This window comes from Promicromonospora sp. NPDC050880 (assembly GCF_044456525.1).
Taxonomy (GTDB): Bacteria; Actinomycetota; Actinomycetes; order Actinomycetales; family Cellulomonadaceae; genus Promicromonospora.
Genome location: NZ_JBITFV010000002.1, coordinates 418,389 through 439,938, shown reverse-complemented (window position 1 = coordinate 439,938; position 21,550 = coordinate 418,389). Strand labels below are relative to the sequence as shown.

Annotated in this window: 15 protein-coding genes; 8 read left to right on the top strand and 7 right to left on the bottom strand. The window is 73.4% G+C overall.

All coding sequences use genetic code 11. The features are described from left to right. Positions 1-9: 9 nt before the first annotated feature. The 4 genes from cydC to ACIBBF_RS05825 are packed head-to-tail and all read right to left on the bottom strand — an operon-like array spanning position 10 to position 6,244. On the bottom strand, positions 10-1,818 hold the full coding sequence (gene cydC, locus ACIBBF_RS05840; protein WP_397411437.1) for a thiol reductant ABC exporter subunit CydC: 1,809 nt from the start codon (positions 1,816-1,818) through the stop codon (positions 10-12). Further along, positions 1,815-3,638, bottom strand: a complete 1,824-nt coding sequence (gene cydD / locus ACIBBF_RS05835) for a thiol reductant ABC exporter subunit CydD (RefSeq protein WP_397411435.1) — start codon at positions 3,636-3,638, stop codon at positions 1,815-1,817. The genes cydC and cydD overlap by 4 nt, the downstream gene beginning before the upstream one ends. 14 nt (positions 3,639-3,652) lie before the next feature. After that, positions 3,653-4,702, bottom strand: coding sequence for a cytochrome d ubiquinol oxidase subunit II (cydB, locus tag ACIBBF_RS05830; RefSeq protein WP_397411433.1), 1,050 nt, complete (start codon positions 4,700-4,702; stop codon positions 3,653-3,655). Between the two features lie 45 nt (positions 4,703-4,747). Then, entirely contained in the window at positions 4,748-6,244 is a 1,497-nt protein-coding gene (locus tag ACIBBF_RS05825; protein ID WP_397411431.1) for a cytochrome ubiquinol oxidase subunit I, read from the bottom strand. A gap of 424 nt (positions 6,245-6,668) precedes the next feature. Between ACIBBF_RS05825 and ACIBBF_RS05820 the strand changes: the two genes are divergently transcribed. The 3 genes from ACIBBF_RS05820 to ACIBBF_RS05810 all read left to right on the top strand — a co-directional run bounded on the left by ACIBBF_RS05820 (position 6,669) and on the right by ACIBBF_RS05810 (position 12,400). Continuing rightward, positions 6,669-10,394, top strand: coding sequence for an Rne/Rng family ribonuclease (locus ACIBBF_RS05820; RefSeq protein ID WP_397411429.1), 3,726 nt, complete (start codon positions 6,669-6,671; stop codon positions 10,392-10,394). A gap of 197 nt (positions 10,395-10,591) precedes the next feature. After that, positions 10,592-11,722, top strand: a complete 1,131-nt coding sequence (locus ACIBBF_RS05815; RefSeq protein WP_397411427.1) for an acyltransferase family protein — start codon at positions 10,592-10,594, stop codon at positions 11,720-11,722. A 30-nt stretch (positions 11,723-11,752) separates the two neighbouring features. Next, positions 11,753-12,400, top strand: a complete 648-nt coding sequence (locus ACIBBF_RS05810) for a thymidine kinase (protein ID WP_397411425.1) — start codon at positions 11,753-11,755, stop codon at positions 12,398-12,400. Here ACIBBF_RS05810 and ACIBBF_RS05805 read toward each other — a convergent pair. The 3 genes from ACIBBF_RS05805 to ACIBBF_RS05795 form a co-directional block, all read right to left on the bottom strand. Next, entirely contained in the window at positions 12,397-13,500 is a 1,104-nt protein-coding gene (locus ACIBBF_RS05805) for a fatty acid desaturase family protein (protein ID WP_397411424.1), read from the bottom strand. The genes ACIBBF_RS05810 and ACIBBF_RS05805 overlap by 4 nt on opposite strands. Before the next feature lie 177 nt (positions 13,501-13,677). Beyond that, on the bottom strand, positions 13,678-14,268 hold the full coding sequence (locus tag ACIBBF_RS05800; protein ID WP_397411422.1) for a protein-L-isoaspartate O-methyltransferase: 591 nt from the start codon (positions 14,266-14,268) through the stop codon (positions 13,678-13,680). 76 nt (positions 14,269-14,344) lie between these two features. Beyond that, positions 14,345-16,159, bottom strand: a complete 1,815-nt coding sequence (locus ACIBBF_RS05795) for a BCCT family transporter (RefSeq protein ID WP_397411420.1) — start codon at positions 16,157-16,159, stop codon at positions 14,345-14,347. A 318-nt stretch (positions 16,160-16,477) separates the two neighbouring features. Here ACIBBF_RS05795 and rplU point away from each other — a divergent pair, with 318 nt between their 5' ends. From rplU to ACIBBF_RS05770, 5 genes are all read left to right on the top strand, one after another. Further along, positions 16,478-16,786: a 50S ribosomal protein L21 gene (rplU, locus tag ACIBBF_RS05790; RefSeq protein ID WP_119143071.1), complete on the top strand. Its 309-nt coding sequence runs from the start codon at positions 16,478-16,480 to the stop codon at positions 16,784-16,786. A 76-nt stretch (positions 16,787-16,862) separates the two neighbouring features. Continuing rightward, a complete protein-coding gene (gene rpmA, locus ACIBBF_RS05785) occupies positions 16,863-17,120 on the top strand; it encodes a 50S ribosomal protein L27 (RefSeq protein WP_119143073.1) in 258 nt (85 codons plus the stop codon). A 117-nt stretch (positions 17,121-17,237) separates the two neighbouring features. Next, positions 17,238-18,755: a GTPase ObgE gene (gene obgE, locus ACIBBF_RS05780; protein WP_397411416.1), complete on the top strand. Its 1,518-nt coding sequence runs from the start codon at positions 17,238-17,240 to the stop codon at positions 18,753-18,755. Positions 18,756-18,825: 70 nt separating this feature from the next. Continuing rightward, a complete protein-coding gene (gene proB, locus ACIBBF_RS05775) occupies positions 18,826-20,010 on the top strand; it encodes a glutamate 5-kinase (RefSeq protein ID WP_397411414.1) in 1,185 nt (394 codons plus the stop codon). Positions 20,011-20,055: 45 nt separating this feature from the next. After that, on the top strand, positions 20,056-21,516 hold the full coding sequence (locus ACIBBF_RS05770) for a hypothetical protein (protein WP_397411412.1): 1,461 nt from the start codon (positions 20,056-20,058) through the stop codon (positions 21,514-21,516). The last annotated feature ends 34 nt before the right edge of the window (positions 21,517-21,550 follow it).

The following is a 21,550-nucleotide window of genomic DNA, read 5'->3' as shown; positions in this document are numbered from 1 at the left end:
GACCATGGGTCACCGCTCCTGCGCGGCCGCCCAGCCGTACGCCGGATCCGAGGCGAGCAGGTCCTCGTGGCGGCCCCGTGCGACGACGTCGGCCGGCCCCGGCACGCCTCCGCCCGCGCCGCGCCCCAGGAACAGCACCTCGTCCGCGACCGCCAGCGGGCTGAGCCGGTGGGTCGCCAGCAGCACCGCCCGGTCGGTCGCGCGGGCGTGCGCCGCGACCGCGCGGACCAGGGCGTCCGCCGTGTCGCCGTCCAGGTGCTCCGCCGGCTCGTCCACGAGCAGCACCCGGGCCGGCGCCAGGAGGGCACGCGCCACCAGGAGCCGCCGCCGCTCCCCACCCGACACCGCGGCCGCGTCCGTGCCGACCACCGTCTCCAGGCCCCGGGGGAGCGCCGCGAGCCACGCACCCAGCCCGACGGCGTCGAGCGCAGCGCGGGCCTCCTCGGGGGTCACGTCACCCCGCGCGACCCGCAGGTTCTCCAGCACGGTGGTGTCGAACAGGTGCCCGTCCTCGGCGACGAACAGGCCCGCGCCCGACCGTCCGCCGACCGCCCCGGCGACCGGCGGGACCAGACGTGCCGCCGTCATCAGGAGGGTCGTCTTGCCGACGCCGGACGGGCCGGCCAGCGCCACGACCGACCCCGGCTCCAGCGCGAGGGACACGCCGGCCACCGCGGCGCGCGGCAGCCCGTCCGCGCCGGGCCAGCCCGCGGCGACGTCGTCGAGCACGAGCAGCCGGCGGTCGTCGTCGTGGTCGGCGGGTGCGCCGGACGCGTCCGTGCCCACCTCCGTCCGTGACCCGCCGGCACCCGGGTCTGCCGGCAGCAGCGCGACCAGCCGGCCTGCTGCCGCACGCGACCGGTGCAGCTGGACCGCCGCGGCGGGCAGACCCGCCGTCGCCTCGAAGACGGCCAGCGGCGTCAGCACCACGACGGTCAGCGCCTCGGGCGACAGCGTCCCGGCCAGGGCCGCCGGGATGCCGAACGCCAGCGACGCGAGCACCGCCAGCCCCTGCGCCAGCGCCCCCAGCCCGGCGGCGAGCCCGGAGGTGCGGGCGCCGTCGTCCGACACGGCGGACAGGCGCGCGTCCGCGGCGTCCAGGTCGCGCAGCCGCGCGCCGAACCGGCCGGCGACGCGCAGCTGCGCCGACTGCTCCAGGAGCTCCAGGGCCAGCGCGGTCACCTCGCCGCGGGCCGCCGCACCCCGCACCTCGGTCCGGGCGGCCGCACGGGCCGCCAGCCACGGCGTCACGATCCCCGCGAGGACCAGGCACACCGCCAGCGCCGCCCCCGCGGCAGGCAGCAGCACACCCAGCAGCACCACGGAACCGAGCGACGTCACCACCGCGACCCCGGCCGGCACCAGCGCGCGCACCACGACGTCGCCCACGTCGTCGACGTCCTGGCCGATCCGTGCCAGCAGCTCGCCACGCCGCACCGTGACCGGGCGGTCGTCGGCGGCGAGCCGCGCGTACAGGTTGGCGCGCAGGGCGGCCATGCCCCGCAGGGCGACGTCGTGCGACGCGAGGCGCTCGCAGTAGCGCAGCACGCCACGTCCGATGCCGAAGGCCCGCACGGACACCACCGCCACCGAGAGCGTGAGCACCGGCGGCATCTGCGACGCGCGCGCCACGAGCCAGGCGGCGGCCGCGGCGAGCCCGATGGCGCAGCCCAGGGTGAGCACGCCGAGCGCGATCGCCGCGGCGACCTTGCCCGGGCGGATCTCCAGCAGCGGCAGGACGCGGCGCAGCGGATCGTTCCCCGCGCCCCGCAGCGGGGAGCCGGTGCGGGGCCGGTCGCGGGTCGCCGGAGCGTTCACGGTGTCCTCCCGTCGGTCGCCGGGCGCGCGGCGGGGACGGCCGTCGCCCGGTCCGCGGTCGGCTCCGCCGCCGCGTGCACGTCGATCACCTGGTCCGCCAGGGCCAGCAGCGACGCCCGGTGCGCGACGACGAGCACGGTCCGGCCGGCGTCCCGCCAGGCCCGCACCGTGTCGAGCACGGTCTGCTCCCCGCGGGCGTCGAGGTGCGCGGTCGGCTCGTCGAGGACCACCAGCGGCCGGTCGGCGGCGTCGTCGAGCAGCGCGGACGTGAGCGCGACGCGCTGCCGCTGGCCCACGGACAGTCCCACGCCACCGAGCCCGACCCGCGTGTCCCACCCCTCGGGCAGGGCGCCGACGACGGCGTCCAGCCCCGTCCGGCGCGCGGCGTCGGCGAGCACCCGGTCGTCGACGGGGTGGGGCAGGCCGTCCCGGACGACGTCGCGGAGCCGCCCCGGGGGGAGCGCCGGCCGCTGGGGCACCCAGGTGAGGCCGGACCACCACTCGTCGAGGTCGTCCGGGGGGAGGGCGGCGAGGTCGCGGAGCGCACCGTCGTCGTGCCCGTCCGGTACCACGCCGACCCGCCCGGCGTCGGGCGTGAGCAGGCCCAGGACGGCGAGCACCGCGGTCGACTTGCCCGACCCGCTCGGTCCGCGCAGGGCGACGACCCGGCCGCTGCCCGGCCGGCCGTCGCCCAGGGGGATCCGCGCCGACAGCCCGGCGGGCGCGACCACGCCGCGTCCGGGGGCCTGCACCGACACCCCGTCCAGCACCAGCGTGCCGCCCGCCGACCGGGAACGGCCTCGGGCGGCTGGGCGTTCCGTGACCGCCACCGACGGATGCGGCCCGAGCAACGTGAACGCCCGGTCCACGGCCGCCATCCCGTCGACCGACGCGTGGAACTCGGCGCCCACCCGCCGCAGCGGCAGGTACACCTCGGGCGCGAGCACGAGCACCGCCAGCGCCGGCTGCAGGTCCATGGCCCCCTCGACGAGCCGCAGCCCGACGCCGACGGCGATGATCGCGACCGACAGCGTGGTCAGCAGCTCGAGCACCATCGAGGACAGGAACGCGACCCGGAGGGTGCCCATCGTGGCCTTGCGGGAGGCGTCGCCCAGGGCGCGCACGCGCTCGGCCGGGCCGGCCGACCGGCCGAAGGCGCGCAGGGTCGGCAGCCCGGCGACGAGATCGAGCACCTGGGCACCGAGCCGCTCCACGGTGGCGAGGCGCCGCTCCGACGTCCCGGCCGTCAGGCGCCCCACCAGCACCATGAACACGGGCACGAGCGGCAGGGTCACGATCGCGATCAGCGCCGAGACCCAGTCCAGGCCCAGCACCACGACGACGAGCGCCGGGGTGAGCAGCGCCGTCAGCACGAGCTGCGGCACGTAGCGCACCAGGTACGGTTCCAGCACGTCGAGCCCGCGCGTCGCGAGGGTCGCGACCTCGGCCTCCGGGCTGGCCGCGCCGGCCGCGTTCCCCGCCGTCGGCCAGGCCGCCCGTGGCCCGCGCAGCGCCCACGCCTCGACCACCGCCCGCCGCAGCTCGGCGACGGTCCGGGCGGCGGCGCGCAGCGCGTAGCGCTCCTGCGCCCAGGCGACGGCGGCCCGACCGCCGACGACGAGCGCCAGCCCGGCGAAGGTGCGCACCAGCAGAGGGCCGGACACGCCGTCCCCACGCACCACGGGCGTCAGCAACGCCGCGATCAGGAGGGCCTGCGCCACGATCAGTGCGGCCGCGGCGATGCCGAGCCCGACGGTGAGCGCCACGTACCAGCGGGCGGCCCGCACCTGCCGCAGCAGCCGGGGGTCCAGGGGTTTCACGCGTGCTCCTCGGCCTAGAAGGCCGACTCCTTGATCTTCTTCCAGGTCAGCCCGGCCGGCGCGGGGATGTGGTCCACGGTCAGCCGGCGCCGGAACACCCAGTAGGTCCAGCCCTGGTAGAGGATCACCAGCGGGGTGAGCACCACGGCGACCCAGGTCATGACGGTGAGGGTGTACGGGGTGGACGCCGCCTCGGCGATGCTCAGCGACGGGCCGCCGTCCAGCCCGGGCATGACGTCCGGGAACATGGACCCGAAGATCAGCACGACGGCGGCGACGATCGTCACGGCGGACAGGCCGAACGCCCAGCCCTCGCGACCCACGCGGTTGGTCAGCACGACGCCGACCAGGGCCAGCGCGGCGACCACCACGGCGGCCCAGGTCCAGGTGACGGAGAACGCGAGCTGCGCCCACAGGGCCCAGCCGCCGGCCACCAGCAGGGCACCGACCGACAGCACGCCGGCGAACCGCCGGGCGCGCGCCCGGATCTCGCCGTCCGTCTTGAGGGCGACGAACACCGAGCCGTGCAGCAGGAAGAGCACGAGCGTGGTGGCGCCGCCGAGCAGCGAGAACGGGTTGATCAGGGCCCAGAACCCGCCTACATACTGGTGCGCCTCGTCGAGCTGCACGCCGCGCACGAGGTTGGCGAACGCCACGCCCCAGAGCACGGCGGGCACCCAGGACCCGACCTGGATCGCGACGTCGCAGCGGCGTGCCCAGACGGCGTCCGCGATCTTGCCGCGGTACTCGAAGGCGACGCCCCGGACGATGAGCGCCACCAGGATGAGCAGCAGCGGCAGGTAGAAGCCGGAGAACAGGGTGGCGTACCACTCCGGGAACGCCGCGAAGGTGGCGCCGCCCGCGGTGAGCAGCCACACCTCGTTGCCGTCCCACACGGGCCCGATGCTGTTGACCAGCACGCGCCGCTCCTTCTCCCGGTGCGCGCCGTCACCCCGGGGCAGCAACGACATCAGCATGCCGACGCCGAAGTCGAAGCCCTCCAGCACGAGGTATCCGGTCCACAGGACCGCGATGATGAGGAACCACACGAGCGCGAGATCCACGGCCATGTCCTTTGTCAGTCTTGGTTCTGGCGGAGGTCAGAGGGGTCAGTAGGCGAACGAGAGCGGCCGGTCGGTGTCGTCGTCCGCCGCCTCGGGGGACTCGTCGCGCACCGTGGCGGGGACGCCCTCGATCGCGTAGCGGTGGATGAGCCGGTACCAGACCACGGCGAGCACGCCGTAGAGCAGGGTGAACACGATCATCGAGGTGAGCACCATGCCGGGGCTCACCACCTCGGAGACGCCCCGCATGGTGAGCAGCCGGATCTGGTCGATGCCGGTCGGGTTGGGCGCCACCACCCAGGGCTGGCGCCCCATCTCGGTGAAGATCCACCCGAACGACGACGCGAGGAACGGCGTCGGGATCGCCGCGATACCGATGCGGGCGAGCCACGTGTTGTCGCTGACCCGGCCGCCGCGCGTGAACCAGAGGGCGGCCAGGGCGAGCAGCGCCGACCCGGCGGCGAAGCCGATCATCAGCCGGAAGCTCCAGTAGGTGACGGCGAGGTTCGGGGTGTAGGAGATGGCGTTGCCGGCGTCGTCGGTCTCGCCGTACCGCTCGGAGTACTCCTGCTGCACGTCGTTGACACCGGGCAGGAAGCTGTCCGGGCCGGAGAAGTGGCCGGTGCCGAGGTAGCTGGCCAGGCCGGGCACCTCCAGGATGTGCCGCACGCCCTCGCAGGAGTTGGACAGGTCGCCGATGGTGAGGATCGAGAAGTTGGCGGCCTCCTCGCCCTCGCACAGGGCCTCGGCGGAGGCCATCTTGCCGGGCTGCTGCTCGAACATCAGCTTGCCCTGGGCGTCACCCGTCAGCGCGACGCCGACGCCGGCGACCAGCATGACCACGGTGCCCAGCACCACGGCCGGGCGGTAGACGTCGCGCGCCAGCTCCACGTTCTCCGGCCGCCTGGTCCGGGCCAGGCGCACCATCCACCAGGCGGCGATCCCGGCCACGAACGTCCCCGCGGTCAGGAACGCGGCCGCGACGGCGTGCGGGAACGCGGCCCACAGCGTGTTGTTGGCGAGGATGGCCCAGATCGACTCCATCTCGGCGCGGCCGGTCTCGGGGTTGTACCGGGCGCCCACGGGGTGCTGCATCCAGGAGTTGGCGGCCAGGATGAAGAAGGCGGACAGGTTCACGGCGACCGCCACGGCCCAGATGCACGCCAGGTGCACCTTCTTGTTCAGGCGGTCCCAGCCGAAGATCCACAGGCCCAGGAACGTCGACTCCACGAAGAAGGCGGCCAGCGCCTCCATGGCGAGCGGGGCGCCGAACACGTCACCGACGAACCGCGAGTACTCGCTCCAGTTCATGCCGAACTGGAACTCCTGCACGATGCCGGTGACCACGCCGAGCGCGAAGTTGATCAGGAAGAGCTTGCCGAAGAACTTGGTCAGCCGCAGCCAGCGCTCGTTCCCGGTGCGGACCCACGCCGTCTGCATGATCGCCACGAGGGGCGCCAGGCCGATCGTCAGCGGCACGAAGATGAAGTGATAGACGGTGGTGATGCCGAACTGCCAGCGTGCCAGGTCGAGGGCTTCCACTCCGGGCTCCTGTGAGGTGTTCGAACGGCTCTGTCCCTGGGGACGCTAGGCCTGATCGAGCAGGTCCGCGCGCCGCCGCGGGGTGATTCCGTCGCTTGTGAATGTCTTCACAAGGAACTGTACACGCTGTTGAACCACGCTTTGGTCCAGGCAGGGCGGGTGCCGCCTCCTGTGCGATACTGGTCGAACCCGCGCGGGCCCACATCCCTGCGTGGCCTGCAGAGTCCAGCACTGCCCGTGATCCGCACGCGGTGCCGCTGTCACGACAGAACGTGGTGGCAGGCGTCCGCGAAGACGACGGGCAGAGGGCCGCAGCCAAGACTTCCGTTCGGGTGTGCCGCTTCGCCGCGACGCATCGCCGGACGACCGACCGCCTGGCGGTCCGCGTGGTGTGGAGCGGGCGCCGGCTACAGGAGCACCTCACGTGACGCCTTCCAGCACCACCGGTTCGACCATCGGGTCACAGGATGATCACGACGCACCTGAGGCGAACGCCCAGGTCACCACTGGTGGGGAGGCCCCGGCGGACAGCGCGCCGGTGAAGCGCCCGCGTCGTCGGGCCACCCGGTCCGTGGTCTCCACGGCCAGTGCCGGCCCCATCGTCGTCGGCTCGTCCGACACCTCCTCGGCCCCGGCCGAGGCCCAGCCGGTGACCACGGGCGGTACCGCAGCGGTGGCCGCGCCCGCGGCCCCGGCAGCCGGCGAGACCGCCACCAAGCGTCCGCGTCGCCGCGCCACGCGCGGCGTCTCCTCCCCGGCACCCGTCGTGGACGCCGGCCCGACGGCGGACGAGCAGTCCGCCCCGGCCGGGACCGTCGCCCCGGATGAGACGGATCTCACTGCCGGGACGCAGCCGGCGGAGCCTGCCGGAGCAGAGCCTGCCGCTCCCGCCGAGCCTGCCGCCGTTGTCGAGGCCGAGGCTGCCGAGGTTGAGGCCGAGCCCGCCGCCCCCGTCGACGAGCCCGTTGACGAGCCCGTTGACGAGCCTGTTGACGAGCAGGGCGCCGACGCGCCCGGACCGGCCGACATCGTGCTGCCGGAGCCCGCTGCCCCCGCCGAGGCGCCCGTGCGTGAGGTCGCGAGCCTCGACGACATCGTGCTGCCCGGTGGCCCGGCGCAGGAGTCCGAAGCCGCGCCCCGCCGGCGCACCCGCCGGAAGGCGGAGCCGGCCGACGCCGCACCCGAGGCCGAGGCCGAGGCGGCGCCCAAGCGCGGTCGCTCGCGGCGCAAGGCTGCGGAGCCGGTGACCGAGCCGGTCGCGGAGACCGCCGACCAGGTCGCCGAGCCCGCGCCGGAGGAGTCCGCCCCGCGCGCCGTCGCGACCGAGGAGACCGTGGCGGACGCGCCCGCGGAGCAGGCCCCGAAGGGCCGCGCGCGCCGCAGCCGTCGTGCCACCTCGACCCCGGCCGAGACCACGCAGGCCGCCGAGCCCGCCCAGGCCTCCGAGGCCCCGGCCGCGCAGGCCCCGGTGTCGCCCGCGGCGACCACCTCGGGCACGCGCGTGCCGCGCCTGGCCACCACGGCGCTGCTGTTCCAGGCGCCGGACGACTCCGCCGCACGCCGTTCGCGGCGTGCGCAGGCCCCCGCCGGCCCGCCGCGTCCGCAGGACCTGACGCCGCAGTTCGCCCGTCCGGTGCCCCGCACCGCCGAGCGTCCGGCCGAGCCTGCTCCCGAGGCGCCGGCCGCCCCGGCGGCCGAGGCCGTCGCCGAGCAGGTCGAGCAGGCCGCCGAGGCGGCGCAGGCGCCCGCCGAGCCCCGGACCCGCCGGTCCGGTTCGCGCCGAGCCGTCCGCGGTACGGGTCCGAGCGCCGACCCGGCGACCCGTCCCGAGCCCGAGGCCGCCGCGCAGGAGAGCGCCGAGCCCGCGGGCGACGCGACCGCCGTCGCGCCGAGCGTCCCGGCGGCGCCGCAGTTCGTCGCCGCGGAGCTGAGCGAGGACGACGCCGCGGCCGTCGACGAGGTCGGCGCCATCGAGGAGGAGCTCGTCGCCGAGGGTGTCGAGCTCGAGGAGCTCGCCCCGGAGGACTTCGAGGAGTACGACGACGAGGAGGTGCGCCCGTCGCGCCGTCGTCGTCGCCGGGGTGGGCGCGGCCGGCGCGGTGGCCGCGCCGGACGCGGGGACGACCAGGATGACTCCGCCGACGAGGACCAGGACGACGACCAGGACGAGGGCGCGCAGGCGTCCTCCGACGAGGACGTCGACACGGACGCCGACGGCGAGGACGACGCGCAGGACGCCGCGGAGGGTGACGGTGGCAGCCGCCGTCGTCGCCGGCGCCGCCGGGGGACCCGTGGCGAGCGTGCCGAGGCGGCTGCCGCGCGGTCCAGCCGCAGCGACGAGGTCACCGCGCTCAAGGGCTCCACGCGCCTGGAGGCCAAGAAGCAGCGGCGTCGCGAGGGCCGCGACCACGGCCGCCGTCGCCAGATCATCACCGAGGCCGAGTTCCTGGCCCGCCGCGAGTCGGTGCAGCGGTCGATGATCGTGCGCGAGAAGAACGGCCGCACGCAGATCGCGGTGCTGGAGGACGGCGTGCTCGTGGAGCACTACGTCTCGCAGCAGTCGCAGGCGTCCATGGCCGGGAACGTGTACCTGGGCCGCGTGCAGAACGTGCTGCCCTCGATGGAGGCGGCGTTCGTCGACGTCGGCAAGGGCCGCAACGCCGTGCTGTACGCGGGCGAGGTCAACTGGGACGCGGCCGGCCTGGAGGGTCAGCCACGCCGGATCGAGCAGGCGCTGAAGTCGGGCGACTCCGTGCTGGTGCAGGTCACCAAGGACCCGATCGGCCACAAGGGTGCCCGCCTGACGAGCCAGATCACGCTGGCGGGCCGGTACCTGGTGTTCGTGCCGGGCGGCGGCATGACCGGCATCAGCCGCAAGCTGCCCGACACCGAGCGGTCGCGCCTCAAGAAGATCCTGCGCGAGGTCGTGCCGGACGGTGCGGGCGTCATCGTGCGCACCGCCGCGGAGGGGGCCAGCGAGGACGAGCTGCGCGCCGACGTCGAGCGGCTGCAGGGCCAGTGGGACGCCATCCAGGCCAAGGCCAAGAAGGCGTCCGCCCCGGCCCTGCTGCAGGGTGAGCCGGACATGGCGATCCGCGTGGTCCGCGACATCTTCAACGACGACTTCTCGTCGCTGGTGGTGCAGGGCGAGGGCGCGTGGGACGAGATCGCGCACTACGTCGAGGAGCTCGCCCCGGACCTGCGCGAGCGCGTGTCCAAGTGGGTCGAGAACACCGACGTGTTCACGGTGCACCGGGTGGACGAGCAGCTCGCCAAGGGTATGGACCGCAAGGTCTGGCTGCCCTCGGGCGGCTCGCTGGTCATCGACCGCACCGAGGCCATGACCGTCGTGGACGTCAACACCGGCAAGTTCACCGGTGCGGGCGGCACGCTCGAGGAGACCGTGACGCGGAACAACCTCGAGGCGGCCGAGGAGATCGTGCGGCAGCTGCGCCTGCGCGACATCGGCGGCATCATCGTCATCGACTTCATCGACATGGTGCTCGAGTCCAACCGGGACCTGGTGCTGCGTCGCCTGGTCGAGTGCCTGGGCCGGGACCGCACCAAGCACCAGGTCGCCGAGGTGACGTCGCTGGGCCTGGTCCAGATGACGCGCAAGCGCGTGGGCCAGGGCCTGGTCGAGGCGTTCTCCGAGACCTGCGAGCACTGCAAGGGCCGCGGGTTCATCGTGCACGAGGAGCCGATCGAGAAGTCGGCGGGCGGCTCGGCCGCTGCCTCGGTGGCGTCCTCCGAGGAGGGCCCGCGTTCCGCGCGGGCGCGCCGCAAGCGGGGCAAGGAGAAGGCGTCGGCGCAGGAGCCCGCCGCCCCGGTCGCCAGCCTTCCCGAGGAGCGGTCCGAGGCGCGGGAGGCCGTCAAGGCCACGCTCGCGACCATCGCCGCCGCGGCGCAGCACGCGCACGAGCCGAAGGAACCGGCCCCGGAGGGTCCCGCCACCCTGGACGAGATCCAGCTCCCCGCGGCTGGTTCGGCCTCGGCAGCCGCTCCCGCGGAAGCATCTGACGGTGCGCCCGCCGACCCGCCCTCGCGCGCGTCCGACGACGTGCGACCGACGACCGACGACACGCCGGAGGGGGGCTCCGGCACCGGGCAGCCGGAACCGCCCAAAGGAGCTGGCGACGAGGTCGCCTGAGCAGAAGAAGGGCTTCTGGGCGAGGCTGTTCGGCCTCTGACCTGATCCCGACGAGGGTCGCCACCATCCGGTGGCGGCCCTCGTTTCGTGTGTCCGGGCGAGAACTTCCTTGCGGACCGTCGACGTTCTATGGTTCATTAGTCGAGTAATGAACCACCGAACCAGGATCCAGGAGATCCCCGGACGACGGAGCCGTGATGACGACGACCACCACCGCACCACCCACCACCCGGCTGGGATACATCGACAACCTGCGCGTGCTGCTGACGGTGCTGGTGATCGCGCACCACTGCGCCGTCACCTACGGCGCCCTGCCGGTCTGGTACTGGGCGGAGCCGAGCACCAGCCCGTCCGGCATCGCGCTCATGCTGTTCGTGATCGTGAACCAGTTCTGGTTCATGGGCGCCTTCTTCCTGCTCTCCGGCCTGTTCGTCGCCGGCTCGGTCGACCGCAAGGGCCCCGGTGCCTTCGCCCGGGACCGGGTGATCCGGCTCGGTGTGCCGCTCGTCGCCTTCCTGCTGGTGGCGCGGCCGGTCCTGTCCCTGCCGCAGTGGCCGGCGGCGCGCGCCGAGGGCGAGACCTTCCTGCACTTCTGGTTCACCGTGGGCGACCCGGGCCCGCTGTGGTTCGTCGAGGTGCTGCTCGTCATGTCGCTCGCCTACGCGGCCTTCCGCGCGCTCCGCGCTCGCTCGCGCGCATCCCTCCCGGCCGGGACCGGTGCCGTCGCCGGGCGCCCGGTGAGCCTCCGCGGCATCGCGGTCCTCGTCGGGGTGCTGACCGTCGCCGCGTTCCTGTGGCGGCTCGCCGTACCGACCGGCACCTACTGGGAGCTCGGCGGCCTGCCGACCCCGGCCTACCTGCCCCAGTACGTGATCCTCTTCGTGGTCGGGGTGCTGGCGTCGCGCCGCGGGTGGCTCACGGGCCTCACGGCGCGCCAGGGCCGGGTCGCGCTGATCGTCGCAGTCGCCGCCGTCGGTCCGGCGCTCGGCACGGTGGCCCTCGCGACGGCGCCCCGCGCGGGCATGCTCGCCCAGGTGGGCGCGAGCCTCGCCGAGAGCGTCTTCGCGGTCAGCATGATCGTGGGCCTGCTGGTCCTCTTCCGGGAGAAGTTCTCCGGGCAGCCGGCATGGGCGAGGTTCGCGGCACGGAACGCCTTCGCGGTGTACGTGGTCCACGCGCTCGTGCTGGTCGGCGTCGCGGTGCTGCTCGCGCCGCTGACGGCGCCCGCAGGCGTCAAGTTCCTCGTCCTGCTCGTCCTGTCGGTACCCCTGTGCTGGCTGGCCGCTCACCTGCTCCGTCGGGTGCCGGGGGTGGCGCGCGTGCTGTGACCCCTGGCCCGGGGTGCTTGACTGGCGCTCATGACGGACGGTCTGGGCGCCGGGCGCCTCGAGGTCATCGCGGGTCCCATGTTCGCGGGCAAGTCGGAGGAGCTGCTGCGCCGGGTGCGCCGCGCCCGCATCGCGCGGCGCGGCGTGCTCGTCGTGAGCCACGCCCTCGACACCCGGCGGGGGAGCGGGCGGGTGACGTCGCACTCCGGGGCCGGGCTGCCGTCCCGCACCGTGTCGGACGCCGCGGAGATCCCCGCGCTCCTGGCGACCGGAGCCCCGAGCCCGGACGGGACCGCGGACGGCGGCGAGCCGGTCGAGCTCGTCGCGATCGACGAGGCGCAGTTCTTCGGCGCCGGGCTCGTTCCCGTGGCCACGGACCTCGCCGACCGCGGCCTCGTGGTGGTCGTCGCGGGGCTGTCGGTCACCTTCGACGGCCAGCCCTTCTCGCCTCTGCCCGAGCTCATGGCGCTCGCGGAGTCGGTCGAGAAGCTCACCGCCGTCTGCTCGGTCTGCGGCGCGGACGCCGCGTTCCACGTCCGGATCCAGGACGCACCCGCACCGCCCGGCGACGACGCCGTCCGCCCGGGTGGTGCGCTCGTGCCGGTCGCAGCCCACGTCGGTGGGGCCGAGTCCTACGAGGCGCGCTGCCGGAGGCATGCCACGGCGGTCCGGACCTAGCGCATCAGCCGGTACTGCGGGCAGTCGAACGGGTCGCGTGCCGCGAGGCCGACGCGGTTCAGGTATGCGACCACGATCAGGTAGGACTGCGCCAGGCTCGTCTCGGTGTAGGGCATGCCGACGGTCGCGCAGTGCTCCCGGACGATCTCGGCGGTCCGGATGAGGTGCGGCCGGGGCATGCTCGGGAACAGGTGGTGCTCGATCTGGAAGTTCAGCCCGCCCATGAGGACGTTCATGACGCGGCCGCCGCGAATGTTGCGGGAGGTCAGCACCTGCTTGGACAGGAAGTCGAGCCGGCTGTCCGCGGGGATGACGGCCATGCCCTTGTGGTTCGGCGCGAACGACGCCCCCATGTAGACACCGAACACCGCCAGCTGCACACCGAGGAACGAGAAGGCCAGGCCTGGCGGGAGCGCCCAGAACAGGACCGCGACGTAGGCGGCGAGCCGGAGCGCGATGGTCCCGAGCTCGCGCAGTCGGGTCCGGAGCGTGTCCGGTCCGCCCGCCAGCAGAGACCGGACGGACGTGACGTGCAGGTTCACGCCCTCCAGCGTGAGCAGCGGAAAGAACAGCCAGCCCTGGTAGCGGTTGATCCATCGCTTCACGCCGCGATGCTGTCGCACGCCGTCCTCCGTGAACGCGATGGTGTCGTTCTCGATGTCCGGGTCCTTGCCCATCTTGTTGGGATTGGCGTGGTGCCGGTTGTGCTTGCTCATCCACCACGTGTAGCTGATGCCGACCACGACGTTGGCGAGCAGCCGGCCGAGGCAGTCGTTGCGGGGGCCGGACTCGAAGACCTGGCGGTGCGACGCCTCGTGCGCCACGAAGGCGAACTGTGTCAGCACCAGCCCGAGCGCCGCGGCGATCAGTAGCTGCAGCCATGAGTCGCCGAGAAGCACGAAGCCGGTGGCGATGCCGCCGAGCGCCACCCCGAGGGCGCCGAGCGTCCATGCGTAGTAGCCGTGGGCGCGGCGGAGCAGGCCGGCCTCGCGCACCGTCCGGGCCAGAGCGGTGTACGTGCTGGTCGCGGCTACGCCGTCGGGATCGCGAGGCCGGGTCGGGCGGAAACCGTCACGGACGGAGGGGGCGGGTCGGGGCATGGGGTCCTCACGTGCTCGGAGTCGACTTCCCAGCCGTGGAGTCGGACGGTACCGCCCATCGTGCAGATTCCTTGAGCCTACGGGACCGTAGGTTGTGGTCGCGCGAGGCAGTTGTGGACGCTCCGAGGAGAGTTCAAGGCGTTGTCTTTGCCGTGGCTTGAGCCCAGCGGTCTTCGTTCAGTCCTCGATCAGGGGCACGAACCGGTAGCCCCCGTGGTCGGTGGCCCGGGTGCGGCCGTCGGGCAGGCGCTCGATGAGCAGGAGCGACGTCTGTACGGGGATGACCATGCGGCCGCCGTACCCGACCTGCGACACCAGGGCGCGCGGCAGCGCCGGGGCCGACGCCGACACCAGGATCCGGTCCCACCCGTGCTCCCGCGGCATGCCGAGCACGCCCGGCTCCGCCTGCACCACCTGCGCCCAGCTCATGCCGGTGCGCTCCACGTTCGCGGCGCCCCACGCCGCCAGCCGTTCGTCCCGCTCCACGCCGAGCACGCCGCCCTGCGGGCCGGTCAGGAAGGCCAGGAGCGCGGTGCTCCAGCCGGAGCCCGCGCCGACGTCGAGCACCCGTGCGCCCAGCGGGACGCGCAGCAGGCGGAGCATCGCCGCGACCGTGGAGGGCTGCGAGGACGTCTGGCCCCGCCCGATCGGCAGCGGACGGTCCTGGCCGGCGAACGGACGCTGGGACCGGGGCAGGAAGTCCCGGCGGGGCACCGCCCGCATCGCCCGCCCTATGTCGTCGTGCTCGGCTGCCGGCTCAGAGACCATCAGGATCACCTGCTGCCAGGGTAGGCACAGACGCTCCGGGGTCGCCAGGTGCGCTACCCCGGGGCGGGCAGGCGGCTCAGCGGGAGCCCACCGGCTCCGGCTCCCCGGCGTCGCGAGAACCCTCGGTGACCGTGACCTGCTCCGGCTGGTACCAGGCGGTGAGCGCGGGGTCGTCCGAGTCGAGCCACGCGCCGGCACCCTTGTCGGCGCCCTCGGTGCGCACCACGCCCACGACGAAGTCGTCGCCGTGCTCCTCGATGCCCGTGCGCACGCCCTGCACGATCGCCTCGCGGGCGTACCGGCGCCGCAGCGTGAGCGGGTCGCGGGCGAGGTCCTTGCCCCACGCGACCATCACGAGGACCACCACCAGGGCGAACGGCAGTGCGGTGATGATGACCAGGCTCTGCAGTCCGTTCAGCGCCACCGACCCGCCACCCACGAGCAGGACGGCGGCGATGGCCGCCAGCGCGACGCCCCAGGTGATCGTGACCCAGGGGCTCGGGTTCGGGTTGCCGCGCTGGGACAGGCTGGCCATGACGATCGACCCGGAGTCGGCGCTCGTCACGAAGAAGATGACGATCGAGATCATCGCGACGATCGACGTGAAGGTGCCGGCGGGCAGCTCGTGGAGCAGGGCGAACAGCATGTCCTGCGGCGACTCGGCCGAGCTCAGCGCCCCGTTCGCCTGCTCCATCCACATCGACGTGCCGCCCAGCACCGTGAACCACACCAGGCACACGACGCTCGGCGTCACGATCACGGTCGTGACGAACTCGCGCAGGGTGCGGCCCCGGCTGATGCGGGCGATGAACAGGCCCACGAAGGGCGTCCACGAGACCCACCATGCCCAGTAGTACGTGGTCCAGGTGTCCATGAACGCCTGCGCGTCGGGTGCGGTGGCCGCCGTCTGCGCCATCAGCCGGAACGAGTCGCCGACGAACTGCATGAAGGTGCCCTGGAGCAGGTTGAGGAGGAACGCCGTCGGCCCGACGACGAAGACGAAGACGCCGAGCAGCCCGGCCACCGCCATGTTGATGTTCGACAGGGCGCGGATGCCGCGCTTCACCCCCGACACCGCCGACACGATGAACGCGATCGAGAGCAGGGCGATGATGCCGATGATCGCGCCGTTGCCGAGCGGCCCGGTCCCCGCGACGATCTCGACGCCGCGCCCGATCTGGAGCGCGCCGATCCCGAGCGAGACCGCGACGCCGAACAGCGTCACGATGATCGCGAACGAGTCGACGACGGCACCCAGCCAGCCCTTGGTGCGCTCGCCGAAGATGGGCTCCAGCAGCGAGGAGATCAGCGGGCTGCGGCCCTTGCGGTAGGCGGCGTAGGCCACGGCGCCGCCGACCAGCGCGTAGTAGGCCCACGCCATGGGCCCCCAGTGGAACAGCGTCTGCACCAGGGCGGCGTGCATGGCCGGGTTGCTGCCCGGGTCGAGGCTCTCGTACGCCGGCGGCAGGTCGAGGAAGTAGGTCATGGGCTCGTACGGGCCGTAGAACAGCAGGCCGATCCCGATCCCGGCGGAGAACAGCATCGCCAGCCAGGAACCCGTGGAGAACTCCGGCTTCTCGCCGTCCTGGCCGAGCCGGATGGCGCGGTAGCGGCCGAAGCCGAGCCACATCATGAAGAGGAAGACGGCGCACGTGAGCAGGCCGAACAACCAGCCGAACGATCCGGAGACCCAGGCCAGGCCGGCGCCGGACGCCGCGGCGAGGCTGTCGGGCGCGGCGGCACCCCAGATGATCACACCTGCGACCAGGACGGCCGCGAAGGCGAACACGCCCCAGCTCGTACCGAATCTGTTGCGGGTGCTCTCGACGCCCAGACCGGGCAGGAGTGCGGGATGGGCGGTCGGTTTGCCGGTGCTCTTGCGGCTCGCCATCGGAGGTTCCTCTCGTGCGGCGACGAAGTCTCGGTCAAAAAACAGTCATGCACGCTAGCAGACGGGTGAATTCTGCTTGGTTTCCGAGAGGTCAGTTCATGGCCGGGCCGATATGGTTCCGGGCGTGGGCAAGGCCACGCCGCCGCTGGTTTGTCCCCGCAAGGGGCATCGCGTAACCTGGTTCTTCGGTGTGCTGTCTGCGCACCCGTCCTGCGTGCCCATGGCGCACCGCACTCGACCGCCGCGGCGGAGCGAGTCTCAGCGAAGCCGGTGGATCCCGTCGTGCGCGCACGCCAAGACTAGAGAGATGAGTTGAACGTGGTGTACGCGATCGTCAAGGCCGGTGGCCGCCAGGAGAAGGTGTCCGTCGGAAGCATCGTCGTCATGGACCGTGTCCAGTCGGCGCCCGGTGAGACCGTCGAGCTCCCGGCCCTGCTGCTCGTGGACGGGGAGAAGGTGACCACCGACGCGAAGAAGCTCGCGAAGGTCAAGGTCACCGCTGAGGTCGTGCGGGACGAGAAGGGTCCCAAGATCACGATCCTCAAGTACAAGAACAAGACCGGCTACCGCAAGCGCCAGGGTCACCGCCAGTCGCTGACCCGCCTGAAGGTCACCGGCATCAAGTGACTCCCGCTGCGGGCGCGTCTCGACGGGCCCGCGTGCGATACAGATTCTCCTTCGTCCCGAAAGACAGGTTCTTCAGATGGCACACAAGAAGGGCGCGAGCTCCTCGCGCAACGGTCGTGACTCCAACGCCCAGCGCCTCGGCGTGAAGCGCTTCGGTGGCCAGGTCGTCAAGGCCGGCGAGATCATCGTCCGCCAGCGCGGCACCCACTTCCACCCCGGCAGCAACGTGGGCCGCGGCAAGGACGACACCCTGTTCGCCCTCGACGCCGGCGCCGTGCAGTTCGGCACGCGTCGTGGCCGCAAGGTCGTCGACATCGTGACTGTCGAGGCCTGAGCCGGGAAGTACCGGCTTCCGCGTAAGGGGGGCGCACCGGTGACGGTGCGCCCCCTTACGCCTTTTCATGAGCGGCCCCGGGCCGCTCGCCCGAGCAGTACCTGAGAGGATCAAGACATGGCCAGCTTCGTGGACCGGGTGGTGCTCCACGCCGTCGGAGGCAACGGCGGGAACGGCTGTGCCTCGATCCGTCGCGAGAAGTTCAAGCCCCTGGCGGGGCCCGACGGCGGCGACGGCGGTGACGGCGGCTCCGTCCGTCTCGTCGTCGACTCGAACACCACCACCCTGCTGGAGTACCACCACTCGCCGCACCGGCGGGCGACGTCGGGCACGCAGGGGATGGGCGACGACCGGGACGGCGCCAAGGGTGGCGACCTGATCCTCAAGGTGCCGGACGGCACCGTCGTGAAGGACCTCGACGGCAACGTCCTGGCCGATCTCGTGGGCGAGGGCGCCGAGTACGTGGCCGCCGCGGGTGGCAAGGGCGGCCTGGGCAACCGGGCGCTGTCGTCGCCGAAGCGCAAGGCCCCGGGCTTCGCGCTGCTCGGCGAGGAGGGCGAGACCGCCGATCTCGAGCTCGAGGTCAAGACGATCGCCGACGTGGCGCTCGTCGGCTTCCCGAGTGCCGGCAAGTCGTCGCTGATCGCCGCGATCTCGGCCGCCCGGCCCAAGATCGCGGACTACCCGTTCACCACCCTGGTGCCGAACCTCGGCGTGGTGCAGGCGGGGGACTCGCGCTTCACCGTCGCGGACGTGCCGGGCCTGATCCCGGGCGCCAGCGAGGGCAAGGGTCTGGGTCTGGAGTTCCTGCGGCACATCGAGCGGACGGCGATGATCGTGCACGTGCTCGACTGCGCCACGCTGGAGCCGGGCCGCGACCCGCTCAGCGACCTCGACGTGATCGAGGCCGAGCTGTCGGCCTACTCGGGTGACCTGGGCATCGCGGGCGGGCGGGTGCCGCTGGAGGAGCGTCCGCGGCTCGTGGTGCTGAACAAGATCGACGTGCCCGACGCGCGCGAGCTGGCGGAGTTCGTGCGCCCCGACCTGGAGGCCCGTGGCCTGCGCGTGTTCGAGATCTCCACCGCGAGCCACGAGGGCCTGCGCGAGCTGAAGTTCGCGCTCGCCGAGATCGTGGAGAAGGCCCGGGCGGCCGCGCCGGCCCCCGAGCCCGCGCCGATCGTGCTGCGCCCGCGTGCCGTGAACGAGTCGAAGTTCACCGTGCGGCGGCTGGGTGGTGAGACCGACTACTGGTTCGAGGTGCGCGGCGAGAAGCCGGAGCGCTGGGTGTGGCAGACGGACTTCAACAACGACGAGGCCGTCGGCTTCCTCGCGGACCGGCTCGCCAAGCTCGGCGTCGAGGACGGTCTGTTCAAGGCGGGCGCCGTCGCGGGTGACGAGGTGCGCATCGGCGATCCGCGCAACGCCGTCGTCTTCGACTGGGAGCCCACGCTCCAGACCGGGCCGGAGCTGCTCGGTGGTCGTGGCACCGACCTGCGGCTCGACCAGAACGAGCGGCCCACCCGTGGCGAGAAGCGTCGCGAGCACCACGAGCGCATGGACGCCAAGGCGGCGGCCCGCCAGGAGCTGTGGACGGAACGCGAGTCGGGCCACTGGACGGACCCGGACGACGCCTGACGGACACAGGGGCTGCCCGGGTCGTGAAATGAGCGCGCACCCGGGCACGCAGTGCGGCGAGGATGGGGGCGTGAGCTCCCATGACTCCTCGCACGACTCCTCGGCAGGTGCCCGGTCCGCGATCACCTCGGCGCGACGCGTCGTCGTGAAGGTCGGCTCGTCCTCCTTGACGGGCCCGGACGGGCACCTCGACGTCGGTGCGCTGCGCAGGGTCGTCGAGGTGCTGGCGGCCCGGCAGGCCGCGGGTGCGCAGGTGGTGCTGGTCACCTCCGGTGCGGTGTCGGCCGCCATCGGTCCGCTCGGGCTCGGGGCCCGGCCGCGGGACCTCGCCACCATGCAGGCCGCCGCCTCCGTGGGCCAGGGCCAGCTCGTGCGGCGGTACCAGGAGGAGTTCGCCGCGTTCGGCCTCCAGATCGGCCAGATCCTGCTCACCGCCGAGGACACGGTGCGGCGCGCCCGCTACCGCAACGCGCAGCGCGCGCTCGACCGCCTGCTCGCCCTCGGCGTGGTACCCGTCATCAACGAGAACGACGCCGTCACCACCGACGAGCTCAAGTTCGGCGACAACGACCGCCTCGCCGCCCTCGTGTCCCACCTGGTGCGGGCCGACGCCCTGCTGCTCCTGACCGACGTCGACGGCCTGCACGACGCCCCGCCGTCGCGCCCCGGCGCGCGCCGCATCCCGCTGGTCGCCGACCTGGAGGACGTGGCGGGCGTCGAGGTGACCGCCCGCGGCAGCGCGGTCGGTACCGGCGGCATGGTCACCAAGCTGGAGTCGGTGCGGATCGCCACGGGCGCGGGCGTACCCGTCGTCCTGACGCTCGCGGCCAACGCGGCCGCGGCCCTCGCCGGGGACGACGTCGGCACGTTCTTCGCCGCCACCGGACGCCGCACCTCGGCCCGGCGGCTGTGGATCGCGCACGCCGCACGCACGGAGGGCCGCCTCCACCTGGACGACGGCGCCGCGCGCGCCGTGCTCGGCGGCCGCGCCTCGCTGCTGCCCGCCGGGATCACGCGGGCCGAGGGCGAGTTCGAGGCGGGCGACCCGGTGGAGCTCGTCGCGCCGGACGGTGCCGTGATCGGCCGCGGCCTGGTCGCCTTCGACGCGAGCGACCTGCCCGCGCTGCTCGGGCGCTCCACGTACGCCCTGCGCGACGAGCTGGGCGAGGGGTACGACCGGGTCGTCGTGCACCGGGACGACCTGGTGCTCGACCGGCCGATGAGTTCCCCGGCGGCAGCACGTCGGAACGGGTAGGCGGCAGCGCACCCCGGGCGCGCCGCACGACCCGAGGAGCAACAGATGCGACGCACCCGGCACCCTGCCCGTACGGCGTCGGCGGCCCTGGCCGCCGTGCTCGTACCCCTGCTGAGCGTCCCGGCGGCGGCCGCGCCGTCGTCGGCAGGACCGGAACGGGCCGCCGCGACGGCCGACGCGCCGCCGACGGAGTACGAGGGCGAGATCGCCGGCGCGGCCTACCGCGTGCTGGTCCCCGAGGACTGGAACGGCACGCTGCTGCTGTACAGCCACGGCAACTACCCCTCCGAGATCTTCGCGGGCCAGCCGCTGCCGCACCTGCTCGGCAACCAGCCGGCGTCCGAGGAGGTGCTCACCGACCACGGCTACGCCCTGGCGGCGTCGATGTTCCAGGACGGCGGCTACGACTTCACCGTGCCCACGGCCGTGGCGGACCAGTCCCGGCTGCTCGACTGGTTCGAGCAGCACGTGGGTGAGCCCGAGCGCACCTTCACCACCGGCTCCTCCATGGGCGCGGTGACGGCCCTGAAGCACGCCGAGGTCGAACCCGACCGGATCGACGGCGTGCTGGCCATCGGTGGTGCGATCGACGTGGTGGGCATGCTCGACACGATCCTCGACGTGAACCTCGCGACCAAGGTGCTGCTCACCGACGGCACCGACGCCGACGGCAACCCGATCGAGCTGGTGCACCCCACCGACGCGCGGGCGGGCCGCGCCGCCCTCGTGGACGCGGTCGCCGCCGCTGCGGAGACGCCGGAGGGCCGGGCCAGGATCGCCCTCATCGCCTCCCTGAACGACATCACGGGCTGGTACGACGTGTCGGCACCGGAACCCGGCAGCGTGGAGGACCGCACCCGCGGCCAGGCGCAGTGGCTCATGTGGGCCTACTCGTTCGGCCTGGGCCCGACGGCGCGCGTGGACTGGGAGACCAAGCTCGGCGGTAACGCCTCGGCCTCCTTCGACGGGAGCTGGTCGCGCCGGCTCGTGCACTCCGGCATGCTCCGCGAGGTCCGTGCCGCCTACGCCGCGGCACCCGGTGCCGACCTGTCCGCCGACCTCACCGCGCTCGCCGCCGCACCGGTGATCGAGGCCGACCCCCAGGCGCGGGCGAACCTGGTGCAGCACCGGCCCGAGGGCACCACGCCGTCGCCCGTCCTCACGCTGCACACCACCGGTGACGGCGGCGCGCCGCCGTCGTACGAACGGTCCTTCGGTGACCGGGTGGCCCACGTGGGTCACCCTGAGCGCTACCGGAACCTGTACGTCGAGCGGGGTGCGCACCTCACCGTGAGCCTGGCCGAGGAGCTGGTCGCCGTGCGTGTGCTCGAGGAGCGCGTCGAGTCCGGCCGCTGGCCCGCGCTGAGCCCGCGGGCCACCAACCGTGCCGCGTGGCGGCTCGGCCCCGACTACTTCGGGGTCTTCGACCCGGTGACCGGGGTGTCCGGGCACGAGCCCGCGTTCACGCACTTCGTGCCGCCGCGGAGCGCGCGACCCTCCTGGTGAGCGTCCGCACCACGGGATCGCCCTCGGCATCGGC

What these genes read in the sequence shown, in the direction of transcription:
- ACIBBF_RS05815 (WP_397411427.1), top strand. Translation starts at nt 10,592, where the DNA reads ATGACGACGACCACCACCGCACCACCCACCACCCGGCTGGGATACATC.
- ACIBBF_RS05810 (WP_397411425.1), top strand. Translation starts at nt 11,753, where the DNA reads ATGACGGACGGTCTGGGCGCCGGGCGCCTCGAGGTCATCGCGGGTCCC.
- ACIBBF_RS05805 (WP_397411424.1), bottom strand. Translation starts at nt 13,500, where the DNA reads ATGCCCCGACCCGCCCCCTCCGTCCGTGACGGTTTCCGCCCGACCCGG.
- ACIBBF_RS05800 (WP_397411422.1), bottom strand. Translation starts at nt 14,268, where the DNA reads ATGGTCTCTGAGCCGGCAGCCGAGCACGACGACATAGGGCGGGCGATG.
- ACIBBF_RS05795 (WP_397411420.1), bottom strand. Translation starts at nt 16,159, where the DNA reads ATGGCGAGCCGCAAGAGCACCGGCAAACCGACCGCCCATCCCGCACTC.
- rpmA (WP_119143073.1), top strand. Translation starts at nt 16,863, where the DNA reads ATGGCACACAAGAAGGGCGCGAGCTCCTCGCGCAACGGTCGTGACTCC.
- obgE (WP_397411416.1), top strand. Translation starts at nt 17,238, where the DNA reads ATGGCCAGCTTCGTGGACCGGGTGGTGCTCCACGCCGTCGGAGGCAAC.
- ACIBBF_RS05770 (WP_397411412.1), top strand. Translation starts at nt 20,056, where the DNA reads ATGCGACGCACCCGGCACCCTGCCCGTACGGCGTCGGCGGCCCTGGCC.